Genomic DNA, 10,913 nt, shown 5'->3' with positions numbered 1-10,913 from the left:
CCCTTCAACCCTCATCCTAAGGAGCGGCGTCAGCGACGTCTTGAAGGACGAGGGCTGAGGGATTTCAGCCGGAAAGTCGTGGCTCTCCGTTGAGCCGTTCAGACCGGCTCGAAGGCGACCATGCAGCCCATGGCGTCTTCCGCCTGCACGAAGAGCCGCTCCTCGTTCTGGATGAACGGAATCTCCGCAGCCGTCAGCCGCTCCGCCACCGCGTCCAGATCCGGCACCGCGACGCAGAAGCCGAGAAAGCGCGCCGGCGTCGTGTCGGGCTCGACCTGATAGGCGCCCTGCGCGGTTTCGGGATCGAGCACGTCGAGGCGCCCGCGCGGCAGCGCCAGCACGTAATCCTCGTTGCCTTCGAGCACCTCGGCCCCGCCGCTGAAAGCGGTGAGGAAGGCGCGGTGCGCTGCTGGGTCCTCGGCCAGCATCACCGCGGACGACAATGCCGTGGCGCCGTTCGGATGCTGCTGGAACGCCGGATTCCAGAAATTCTGCGGCTCGAGCTGCCGGCAGACGAAGAAGCCGCATTCCGGCGCCTTCGGATCGGCGGCGAAGGCGAGCTCGAAGGCGACCCTGACCGTCGAACCGTCCGGCCGCTTGCCTTGCCGCTCGAAGAAGAAAGGTTCGTAGTCGCCGATTCCGGTGGCCTTGAAGGCGGCGGCGTCGGCCTTGGCGTCCGTGCTCTCCAGCACCAGCATCGAGAGGCCCTCGCCCTGCCCCGCAAGGGCGTCACGCACGAAGGCGCCGAACGAGAAGGTCCGCTCGCCGGCTGGCGGGATCGCGCCCGCATCGGCGATCGTCACCAGTTCGAGGAAGGAGCCGGGAAACTGGACGATCCGATTCTCGGTGCCCCAGGGGTGGCGATTGCGCGCACCGACCCTGAAACCGAGCTTTTCGTAGAAGGCTCCCGCCGCGTCGAGATCGCGGACGCCGATGACGAGATGGTCGAGGCCGCGAGGCGTGGAGGCTGATGCAGGCATGGCAGACTCTTTCGGCAGGCTTATCGGGCCGGAAGGCTAGCAACTCTTCACGGCGCGGTCATGTCGCGTTGCGGTCACGGCTCGATATAGTGCGGCAGGAAGCGCGAGGTGTTCTTCGTGATGGGCGAGGCATCCTCGCGGACGCAAAGCCCGCAGGCCTGCGAGGCGACGAGCCAGGAGCCCAGCACCGCGTAATTGCCGCCGGCCGAGAAGAGATTGGTCGCGGCATCCTGCAGGACATAGCCTTCCGCGCCATAGGGGCCATCATCGCTGTCGAGAACGCGGCCGCGCTCCATCAGCGTGACATTGGCGCCCTCGCGCGAATAGAGCGGCTTGCGGACGCGGCGGGCAGAGAGCGTCGCGCAGCGCGGGTCGCCCTCGAAGAAGGCCGGCAGCAGGTTGGGATGGCCCGGTTCCATCTCCCAGAGGCAGGCGAGCAGGCCCTTGTTGGAGAGCAGCGCCTTCCAGGGCGGCTCGATGAACTGGCAGCGCGAGCCGGCCAGCGCCTCGCCATAGCGCTCGCGGAACAGCCATTCCCAGGGATAGAGCTTGAACAGGGTCTCGATCGGCTGGTTGGCGCCGTCGCAGAAGCGCCCGTCCGTGAGCAGGCCGATCTCCTCGATATAAGTGAAACGCGCATCGAGGCCGGCCTGGACGGCGCAGTCCGTCAGATAGTCGACCGTGCCCTTGTCCTCGGCACTGCCCTCGACGCAGGTGAGATGCAGGCGATAGGGCGACGGCGTGCGCAGGCCGGCGAAGGCCGCGATCAGCCGCTCGTGCAGGGAGTTGAACTGATCGCTGCCGGGGAGAAGCGCGCCACGCGCCATCGCCTGCTCGAGCCAGTCCCACTGGACGACGCTCGATTCGAACAGGGCGGTTGGCGTATCGGCGTTGTATTCCAGCAGCTTGGCCGGCCCATGCCCGTCATAGGCGAGGTCGAGCCGGCCATAGAGATTGCGCTCGCCGCTCTGCCAGCTCCGCCGGATATAGTCCCAATGCGCGGCTGGGATGGCGAGGCTGGTCAGGATCTCCTCGCTGGCGAGTGCCTTCTCGATGAAAGCGAAGCAGAGCTCCTCGATCGCCTCGGTCGGCGCCTCGATGTCGCGCTCGATCTCCTCCAGCGTGAAGGCGAAGGCGGCGCTTTCGTCCCAATAGGTCTCGCCGTCGATGGTGTGGAAGGCGAAGCCCAGCCGCTCGACCTGCGCGGCCCAGTCGGCACGGGGTGGAAGCGTGACGCGGCGCATCTCAGGACGAGGAATGCGAGGAGAAGGAACGGGCGATGGAGCCGAAGCCGCCCCGCGACGAGACGCTGGTCGTCGTGCTCACGCCGCGCGTGCTCGTCGGCGACACCGCGACGCTGCCGCCGGTCGTCGTCGAATAGGCGCGCGAGCGGCTGCTGCTCGAGGAGCTGCTGCTGCCATAGGAGCCGCCGCCGCCGGATGACGAGGAAGAGGAGCTGGCGGCACGCGCCTGCTGGCATTCCGGCTGGGCGGAGCCCGGCGGGCAAGCGGCGGTTGTCGGCGGCAGCAGGGGCTGCGCCTGCGAACCGGCCAGGCCCCGCGCCAGCATGAAGCCCGCGAGCGCCGGGATGAAATACTGGGCGCCGCCGAGGCTGGCGCTGGAACAGCCATTGGCGCCGTACTGCGCCTCGCATTCGTTCTGGTTGTTGAACTTCGGCGCATCCTTGAGGCGTGTGGCGGTCGCTTCGGAGAAGGCGGTCTCGCATTGTTGCGCGCTGAGCTGCCCGCCGGCGCGGCAATCGCTCAGGCTGTTATAGACGAGGCTTTCCTGGGTTTCCTCGCTGGAGCGTGGCCAGAACGAGGCGACGAGCACGACCCCGACCGCGGCCAGCCCGATCTGTGTCGAGCGCTTCATGGCATGCCCTCAGATCGTCATGCTGGCTGCGGCCAGCGTACCCGAAATCACCGCGATCACCGCCAGCATCGCGGCCGATGGCAGGCGGTCTTCCGCGATCTTCCGCGAGAGCTCCGGGATGACGATCCGCGCGAGGCCATAGGCCGCGAACTGGACCAGCATCGCCGCGACGGCCCAGAGCACGCAGTCCGGGATGCTGCTGGCCTGCGAGATCGCCTTTTCGAGCGGCACGGTGAAGCCGATGAGGTTGCCGCCCAGTGCGATCGCGGCCGAGAGATTGCCACCGCGGATCAGGGCGATCTCGTCATGGGCCGTCATGCGCAGATAGATCACGGCGAAGGCCGCGATCAGCGCCGCGCCGACGACGAAATAGAGAAGGAACGCGGGCAAGCCCGCCATCGAGATCGTCATGCCCCCGCCCCCCAGTCCATCCGATGCCTCGCAGCCTCATCATAGGTGAGGCATTGTCGGGCACCAGCGAAGCTAGCCGAAAAAGCTGCGTCAGCCGTCATCTAAAACGAGGATGCGCCGCATGAAGATCCGGAAAGCCTGCTGCAGCTGCGGCCAGTTGCGCATCACCTGCCGGGGAGAGCCGGCCATCGTCGCCCTGTGCCATTGTCGTGAATGCCAGAGGCGAACGGGCAGCGCCTATGGCGTGGCGGCTTTCTTCGCGCGGGAGGCCGTCGCCGTGTCCGGGGATCATGCCGACTATGACCGCCCTGCCGATAGCGGCTTTCGCGTCCTGCATCATTTCTGCCCGGCCTGCGGCAGCACGGTCTTCTGGGAGCCGTCTCGCAGGCCGGAGATGATCGCCGTGGCGGTCGGCGCCTTCGCCGATCCGGCATTTCCCGCCCCGCGAAAAGCGGTCTTCGACGAGCACCGCCATCCCTGGGCGGCGGTTGCCCTCGACAGCGATTAGACCAGACGGCTCTGCACCACGGCCGCTTCGACGAAGCTCGCGAAGAGCGGATGCGGCTCGAAGGGGCGCGACTTCAGCTCGGGGTGGTACTGCACGCCGATGAACCAGGGATGGTCCGGATATTCCACCGTCTCGGGCAAGAGCCCGTCCGGCGAGACGCCGCTGAAGCGCATGCCCTGCTCTTCCAGCCGCTGGCGGTAGTTCATGTTGACTTCGTAGCGATGGCGGTGGCGTTCCGAGATCTCGGTCGAGCCGTAGATCTTCGCGATCTTGGTGTCCGGCGAGAGGACGGAGGCGTAGGCGCCGAGCCGCATGGTGCCGCCGAGATCGCCGCCGGCCGCGCGCTGCTCCAGCTCGTTGCCGCGCAGCCATTCCGTCATCAGGCCGACGACGGGCTCCTTGGTCTCGCCGAACTCGGTCGAGCTTGCCGCCTCGATCCCGGCGAGCGAGCGCGCCGCCTCGATCACGGCCATCTGCATGCCGAAGCAGATGCCGAAATAGGGCACCTTGCGCTGCCTGGCGAAGGTCGCGGCCTTGATCTTGCCCTCGGCGCCGCGATGGCCGAAGCCTCCGGGCACCAGGATGCCGTGGACATGCTCCAGGAACGGCGCCGGGTCCTCCTTCTCGAAGACCTCSGAYTCGATCCAGTCGAGATTGACCTTGACSYKGTTGGCGATGCCGCCATGGGTCAGCGCCTCGATGAGGGACTTATAGGCGTCCTTCATGCCGGTGTATTTGCCGACGAYGGCGATSGTGACYTCGCCCTCGGGRTTCTTTACCCGGTCGGAGATATGCTTCCAGTTCGTGACGTCCGGCTCGCTCGAGGCGTCGAGGCCGAAGGCGGCCAGCACTTCATTGTCGAGCCCTTCTGCATGGTAGGAGAGCGGCACGTCGTAGATCGAGGCGACGTCGCGGGCCTCGATCACGGCGGTCTCGCGGACATTGCAGAACAGCGCGAGCTTGCGGCGCTCCTCGCGCGGAATCTCGCGGTCCGTGCGGCAAAGCAGGATGTCGGGCTGGATGCCGATCGAGCGCAATTCGGCGACCGAGTGCTGGGTCGGCTTGGTCTTCAACTCACCGGCGGTCGGGATATAGGGCAGCAGCGTCAGGTGGATGAAGATGCACTGCCCGCGCGGCAGTTGCTGGTTCACCTGTCGGATCGCCTCGAGGAAGGGCAGGCTCTCGATGTCGCCGACCGTGCCGCCGATCTCGACCAGCGTGAAGTCGTAGCCCTCATTGCCGGAAAGGATGAACTCCTTGATGGCATTGGTGACGTGCGGRACGACCTGGATCGTGGCGCCGAGATATTCGCCGCGACGCTCCTTGGTCAGGATGTCCATGTAGATGCGGCCGGTGGTGATGTTGTCGCCCTTGTTGCAGGGCCGGCCGGTGAAGCGCTCGTAATGGCCGAGATCGAGGTCGGTCTCGGCGCCGTCATCGGTGACGAAGACCTCGCCGTGCTGATACGGGCTCATCGTGCCCGGATCGACATTGAGATAGGGGTCGAGCTTGCGCAGGCGGACCTTGTAGCCACGTGCCTGCAGAAGGGCTGCGAGAGCCGCCGCCGCCAGGCCTTTGCCAAGCGAGGACACCACGCCGCCGGTGATGAAAACATACCGCGTCATGGGAGTTCACCTCTATCGCCACGGGTTCGATTCGCTAAGCGCATGCAGTGCAGTCCCGCCTTGCTCTGCGCGCTTGTCCACAAAAGAGAGGGCCGGTCGCCCGGCCCGTCTCCACACAAAAGAGAAGGGCCGGTTTCCCGGCCCTGCCCTGGTTACTGCTGCGGTGCCGCTGGCGGCGCCGGGGTCGGCGGCTGTGCGCCGCCTTGCGTCTGGTTCTGGAGCTGACGGAGCTGGTCGAGCACGCCGCCGGCATTGGGCGCGCTCGGGGCGTTCGGCGCGGCGGGCTGGCCCGGAGTGACCGGAGCCGTCGTCGCCGGGGCGCCGTCGATGATCGAACGCTGCACGCGGCCCTGAGTGGCCATGATCGCGAGCACGATCGAGGTCAGAAAGAACAGGCCGGCGAGAATCGCCGTCGCCCGGGTCAGCGCGTTCGCCTGGCCGCGCCCGGTCATGAAGCCGCCGACGCCACCGCCGCCGGAACCCATGCCGAGCCCGCCGCCTTCGGAGCGCTGCAGCAGCACGACGCCGACGAGCGCGACGACGATGATCAGATGAATGACGATGAGAACGTTCTGCATGATCTCACGAAATGGGGATGGCGCGGGCCGCCGCAAGGGCTACCCGCTCCTCCTCGAAAGGTCGAGGCGAATTCGGCGGCGCACATAGCACGGGGTTTGCGGCTGCGCCACCCCTGAAGGCCCGYCGGCTTGCATGACCGGGGCTCGGATGACGCCTCAGCCGGCGCAAGCGCGCGCGATCGCCAGGAATTCCTCGGCCTTCAGGCTGGCGCCGCCGACGAGCGCGCCGTCGACATTGGCGACATTCATCAGCTCGGCCGCGTTCGAGGGCTTCACCGAGCCGCCATAGAGCAGCCGGACGCCGRCCGCGGCGTTCTTGCCGACGATCCGCGCCAGATCGCTGCGAATCGCGGCATGCATCTCGGCGACATCGGCTGCCGTCGGGGTCAGGCCCGTGCCGATCGCCCAGACCGGCTCATAGGCGATGACCAGGCTTGCGGCGTCGAGGCCTTCCGGCACCGAGCCCTTGAGCTGCCGGCGCACCACGGCCAGCGCCTCGCCGGCCTCGCGCTCGCCCTGCGTCTCGCCAACGCAGATGATCGGCACGAGCAATGCCTTGCGCGCGGCCTCGGCCTTGGCGCGGACGGTGGCGTTGTCCTCGCCATGGAGCGTGCGCCGCTCGGAATGGCCGACGATGCAGAAGCTCGCCCCCGCATCGGCCAGCATCGCGGCCGAGACCTCGCCGGTGAAGGCGCCAGCGGGCTGAACGCTGCAATCCTGCCCGCCGGTCGCGACGCGCGAGCCGATCAGCGCGGCGGTGGCGGTGAACAGCAGTGTCGAGGGCGGGCAGATCGCGAGGTCGACGGCGGCCTTGAGCGAGGCGTCATAGCCGCGAGCGACCTCCGTCGCGATGGCGAGATCGGCCTTCAGCCCGTTCATCTTCCAGTTGCCGGCTACCAGCGGCCTGATGCTGCGCGTCACGTCGTTCCTCCGGAAATTGTGCTGTCCGGGCTCTATCAATGCCCGGCTGGCGCCGCAATCTCATGTGAACCGGAAACACGAAGCCGCCGCGGCGATTGCGGCTTTCGCCGCCGGTTCCTATAAGCAGCGCCGACAAAAACGCGCGCGGGCCCGTCTCCGCGCCACGAACGGGTTCAGGGAAAGACAGCTTCCATGATGATGCAGGGCATCCGCAAGGCGAGTCAGGGTTTGCTCGGCAAGCTCGTCATCAGCGTCCTGTTCGGCGTCCTGATCCTCGCCTTCGCGATCTGGGGCGTGGGCGACATCTTCCGTGGCTATGGCCGCAACGAGGTCGCGCGGGTCGGCAAGACCGAGATCAGCATCGAGCAGATGCGCACCGCCTATCAGAACGACCTCCAGAACCTGATCCGCCAGCAGCGCCGCCAGATCTCGCCGGAGACGGCGCGCGCGCTCGGCCTCGACCGGCAGGTGCTCTCGCGGCTGGTCAGCGAGGCGACGCTCGACCAGACGGCCAAGAACCTGCATCTCGCCGTCTCCGACGACACGATCCGCAACCTGATCTTCGACGACCCGGTCTTCCGCGACGCGTCCGGCCAGTTCTCGGCGGCGCGCTTCAACGAATTGCTGCGTTCGAACGGCTATAGCGAGCAGAGCTATGTCGCGCTCCAGCGCGCTACCATCCTGCGCCAGCAGATCGCCGAGATGATCAGCGGCGGCTTCACCGTTCCGGTCGCCCTGCAGGAGATTGGCAACCGGCTGCGCAACGAGAAGCGCACCGTCACCTTCGCCCGCATGCCGGCGAGCGCCGCCGGCGAGATCGCCGCTCCGACCGAGGACCAGCTCAAGGCGTTCTACAACGAGCGCAAGATCGCCTTCCGCGCCCCGGAATACCGGACCGCCTCCGTGCTCGCGATCACGGCCGAGGCCGTCGCCGACCCGGCCAAGGTCACCGATGACGAGGCGAAGGCGCGCTACGAGGCGGCCAAGGCGCAGCGCTTCACCACGGCTGAGACGCGCACGGTCGAGCAGATCCCCTTCCCCAATGCCGAGGAGGCGCAGGCCGCCAAAGCCAAGATCGACGGTGGCGAGACCTTCGACGAGATCGCGACCGAGCGGAACGTCGCCTTCAAGGACCTCACGCTCGGCACCTTCACCCGCGAGCAGATCTTCGACCCCGCCGTGCGCGAGGCCGCCTTCGCGCTGGAGGAAGGCGCCGTCAGTGCCCCCGTGCAGAGCGCCTTCGGGACCGTGCTGCTGCGCGTCACCAAGGTCGATAGCCAGCATGTGCGCTCCTATGAGGAGGTCGCCGAGGAGGTGAAGAAGGAGATCGCGGCGGGCCGCGCCTCGAGCCGGATCACCGAGCTGCATGACAAGATCGAGGATGAGCGCGCCTCGGCGAAGCCGCTGGCGGAGATCGCCAAGCAGTTCAACCTCGAGCTGCGTGTCGTCGGCCCGATGAGCCAGGGCATGACCAAGCCCGACGGCGCCCAGGAAGCCGCCCTGCCCGGCGGCGATGCGACGCTGCGCGCGATCTTCGCCTCCGATATCGGCGTCGACAACGAGGCGATCCGCCTGCCCCAGAACGCCGGCTATGTCTGGTTCGACATCGCCAAGATCGACCCGTCCCGCGACCGTTCCTTCGACGAGGTCAAGGGCGAGGTCGCGACGCAGTGGCGCGCCGATGAGACCGCGAACAAGCTCTCGGCCAAGGCGCGCGAGCTCGTTCAGAGGCTCGACAAGGGCGAGGCCTTCGCGACGGTCGCGGCGTCGAGCGGATTGACGATGGAGACGGCCGCCGGCATCGGGCGGCAGGAGCAGCGCACGGATCTGCCGGCCAACGTCGTCACCCAGGTGTTCGGCACGGTCGCCGGCAAGGCCAATTCGGCGGCCGGCGCCGATGGCGGCCGCATCCTGTTCAAGGTCGATTCGGCGACGGTGCCGCCTTACGTCCGCACGACGCAGGAGGCGGACAACTTCGTCCGCCTGCTCTCCGCCAATCTCAGCGAGGGGCTCCTGCTGCAATATGTCGCCGAGCGCCAGGCCAAGCTCGGCGTGAGCATCAATGACGCGGCGTTCCGCAACGCCACTGGCGGGGTGCAGAATTGACGATGCAGCACCTCGACGAATTTGAACGCTTCGCGCAGATCTACGAAACGGGCGCACCGCAGCTCTTGCGGCAAGTCCTGGTCGGAGATTGCGAGACGCCGGTCGCCGCCTTCCTGAAGCTGCGGCACGCCACCTCCGGGCCGGCTTTCCTGCTGGAATCGGTGGAGGGCGGCGCCGTTCGCGGTCGGTACTCGATGATCGGGCTGGAGCCGGACCTGATCTGGCGCTGCCATCAGGGGCAGGCCGCGATGTGCCGGCCGGCGCTCGGCGACGCCTTCCTCGACGATCCGCGCCCGGCCTTCGAGAGCCTGCGTTCGCTGCTGGCCGAAAGCGCGATCCCCGAGGCGGAGGGGCTGCCGCCGATGGCGGCCGGCGTCTTCGGCTATCTCGGCTACGACATGGTGCGGTTGATGGAGCGCCTGCCCGAGCCGAAGGAGACCGGCACTGGCGTTCCCGACGCGATCCTGAGCCGGCCGACGCTGATGGTCGTGTTCGACGCCGTGCGCGACGAGATCCACATCGTCACGCCGGTGCGTCACCAGCCCGGCATCGCGGCGCGGCACGCCTATGAGAGCGCCCAGGAGCGGCTCGACGGCGTCGTCCGTGTCCTTGAAGGCGCCCTGCCCGCCGAGGCCGACATCGACATCGCCAATCTGCCCGAGCCGGTCACGACCTCGAACACCAGCGAGGCCGAGTATCTCGACATGGTGGCGAAGGCGAAGGAGTACATCCGCGCCGGCGACATCTTCCAGGTCGTGCTGTCGCAGCGCTTCGAGGCCCCCTTCGCGCTGCCGCCTTTCGCGCTYTACCGGGCGCTGCGSCGCGTCAACCCGGCGCCGTTCCTSTGCTAYCTCGAYTTCGSYGRYTTYCAGATCGTCTGCTCGAGCCCCGAGATCCTGGTCCGGCGGCGCGACGACACGGTCACGATCCGCCCCATCGCCGGCACGCGCCGGCGCGGCGCGACGCCTGCCGAGGACGACGCCCTCGCCGCGGAGCTGCTGGCCGATCCGAAGGAGCGCGCCGAGCACCTGATGCTGCTCGATCTCGGCCGCAACGATGTCGGGCGCGTCGCGGAGATCGGAACGGTCAAGGTCACCGATTCCTTCTTCATCGAGCGCTACAGCCAGGTCATGCACATCGTCTCGAACGTCGAGGGCAAGATCGACCCGAAGCACGATTCGCTCGCTGCCCTGATCGCCGGCTTCCCGGCCGGCACCGTCTCGGGTGCGCCAAAAGTCCGGGCGATGGAGATCATCGACGAGCTGGAGCGCGATGCACGCGGCGCCTATGCCGGCTGCATCGGCTATTTCGGCGCCAATGGCGAGATGGACACCTGCATCGTGCTGCGGACCGCCGTGGTGAAGGACGGCAGGATGCATGTCCAGGCCGGCGCCGGCATCGTCTACGATTCGAACCCGGCCTCCGAGCAGGAGGAGTGCATCAACAAGGCCAAGGCCCTGTTCCGGGCGGCCGAGGAAGCGATCCGCTTCGCCGCGCGCAGCGGGCGCGGGCAGTAGCATCCGACGCATGCGAACCGCCCGGCTGGAAGCAGCCGGGCGGTTTTCTTTTGCGGTCTTGCGCGCCTCAGTGCCCCTTGCTGGGATGGGCCGTCATCCGGTCGACCCAGGCGATGCCSAYGGCSGASARGATGAAGACGACRTGGATCASCGTCTGCAGCAGGACGCCGGATTCGGTGTAGTTCGTCGTCCGGCCGAGCCCGCCGATATTGCCGGCCTCGATGAAGGTCCTGAGCAGGTGGATCGACGAGATGCCGATGATCGCCATGGCGAGCTTGATCTTGAGGATGCTGGCATTGACGTGGCTCAGCCATTCCGGCTGGTCCGGATGGCCTTCCAGCCGCAGCCGCGAGACGAAGGTCTCGTAGCCGCCGACGATCACCATGATCAGC

11 protein-coding genes are annotated in these 10,913 nt (G+C 67.5%); 3 read left to right on the top strand and 8 right to left on the bottom strand.

Annotation, left to right across the window (positions count from 1 at the left end; all coding sequences use genetic code 11):
- Positions 1-98 precede the first annotated feature (98 nt).
- From AB4Y99_RS19945 to AB4Y99_RS19930, 4 genes are all read right to left on the bottom strand, one after another.
- Complete coding sequence (locus AB4Y99_RS19945; RefSeq protein ID WP_441524535.1) at positions 99-980, bottom strand: VOC family protein; 882 nt, start codon at positions 978-980, stop codon at positions 99-101.
- A 74-nt stretch (positions 981-1,054) separates the two neighbouring features.
- Positions 1,055-2,224 (bottom strand): glutathionylspermidine synthase family protein, encoded by a 1,170-nt coding sequence (locus AB4Y99_RS19940; RefSeq protein WP_441524534.1) that lies wholly within the window; start codon positions 2,222-2,224, stop codon positions 1,055-1,057.
- A 1-nt stretch (position 2,225) separates the two neighbouring features.
- Positions 2,226-2,855: a DUF1190 domain-containing protein gene (locus AB4Y99_RS19935; protein WP_441524533.1), complete on the bottom strand. Its 630-nt coding sequence runs from the start codon at positions 2,853-2,855 to the stop codon at positions 2,226-2,228.
- A 9-nt stretch (positions 2,856-2,864) separates the two neighbouring features.
- Positions 2,865-3,266, bottom strand: coding sequence for a DUF350 domain-containing protein (locus AB4Y99_RS19930; protein WP_133564245.1), 402 nt, complete (start codon positions 3,264-3,266; stop codon positions 2,865-2,867).
- 121 nt (positions 3,267-3,387) lie between these two features.
- Here AB4Y99_RS19930 and AB4Y99_RS19925 point away from each other — a divergent pair, with 121 nt between their 5' ends.
- Entirely contained in the window at positions 3,388-3,774 is a 387-nt protein-coding gene (locus AB4Y99_RS19925; RefSeq protein ID WP_441524532.1) for a GFA family protein, read from the top strand.
- Here the strand turns inward: AB4Y99_RS19925 and AB4Y99_RS19920 are convergent.
- From AB4Y99_RS19920 to tpiA, 3 genes are all read right to left on the bottom strand, one after another.
- Positions 3,771-5,399 carry a CTP synthase gene (locus tag AB4Y99_RS19920; protein WP_441524531.1) on the bottom strand — a complete coding sequence of 543 codons (1,629 nt, stop codon included), beginning with the start codon at positions 5,397-5,399 and terminating at the stop codon, positions 3,771-3,773. The genes AB4Y99_RS19925 and AB4Y99_RS19920 overlap by 4 nt on opposite strands.
- 152 nt (positions 5,400-5,551) lie before the next feature.
- A complete protein-coding gene (gene secG / locus AB4Y99_RS19915) occupies positions 5,552-5,977 on the bottom strand; it encodes a preprotein translocase subunit SecG (RefSeq protein WP_038367399.1) in 426 nt (141 codons plus the stop codon).
- Positions 5,978-6,133: 156 nt separating this feature from the next.
- Positions 6,134-6,898, bottom strand: coding sequence for a triose-phosphate isomerase (gene tpiA / locus AB4Y99_RS19910; protein ID WP_441524530.1), 765 nt, complete (start codon positions 6,896-6,898; stop codon positions 6,134-6,136).
- A gap of 192 nt (positions 6,899-7,090) precedes the next feature.
- On the opposite strand from tpiA, the gene AB4Y99_RS19905 reads away from it, so the two are divergent.
- Positions 7,091-9,004: a peptidylprolyl isomerase gene (locus tag AB4Y99_RS19905; protein ID WP_441524529.1), complete on the top strand. Its 1,914-nt coding sequence runs from the start codon at positions 7,091-7,093 to the stop codon at positions 9,002-9,004.
- Positions 9,005-9,006: 2 nt separating this feature from the next.
- Positions 9,007-10,521, top strand: coding sequence for an anthranilate synthase component I (gene trpE / locus AB4Y99_RS19900; RefSeq protein WP_441524528.1), 1,515 nt, complete (start codon positions 9,007-9,009; stop codon positions 10,519-10,521).
- Between the two features lie 67 nt (positions 10,522-10,588).
- Here trpE and AB4Y99_RS19895 read toward each other — a convergent pair.
- The coding region (locus AB4Y99_RS19895; protein ID WP_441524527.1) for a YqhA family protein at positions 10,589-10,913 on the bottom strand (325 nt) is incomplete at its 5' end.

This window comes from Allobosea sp. TAB14 (genome assembly GCF_052113865.1).
GTDB classification, from domain to species: Bacteria; Pseudomonadota; Alphaproteobacteria; order Rhizobiales; family Beijerinckiaceae; genus Allobosea; species Allobosea spartocytisi.
Note: the sequence above shows the minus strand (reverse complement) of the source record. Positions and strands in the feature narration are given on the sequence as shown.

What these genes read in the sequence shown, in the direction of transcription:
- AB4Y99_RS19945 (WP_441524535.1), bottom strand. Translation starts at nt 980, where the DNA reads ATGCCTGCATCAGCCTCCACGCCTCGCGGCCTCGACCATCTCGTCATC.
- AB4Y99_RS19940 (WP_441524534.1), bottom strand. Translation starts at nt 2,224, where the DNA reads ATGCGCCGCGTCACGCTTCCACCCCGTGCCGACTGGGCCGCGCAGGTC.
- AB4Y99_RS19935 (WP_441524533.1), bottom strand. Translation starts at nt 2,855, where the DNA reads ATGAAGCGCTCGACACAGATCGGGCTGGCCGCGGTCGGGGTCGTGCTC.
- AB4Y99_RS19930 (WP_133564245.1), bottom strand. Translation starts at nt 3,266, where the DNA reads ATGACGATCTCGATGGCGGGCTTGCCCGCGTTCCTTCTCTATTTCGTC.
- AB4Y99_RS19925 (WP_441524532.1), top strand. Translation starts at nt 3,388, where the DNA reads ATGAAGATCCGGAAAGCCTGCTGCAGCTGCGGCCAGTTGCGCATCACC.
- secG (WP_038367399.1), bottom strand. Translation starts at nt 5,977, where the DNA reads ATGCAGAACGTTCTCATCGTCATTCATCTGATCATCGTCGTCGCGCTC.
- AB4Y99_RS19905 (WP_441524529.1), top strand. Translation starts at nt 7,091, where the DNA reads ATGATGATGCAGGGCATCCGCAAGGCGAGTCAGGGTTTGCTCGGCAAG.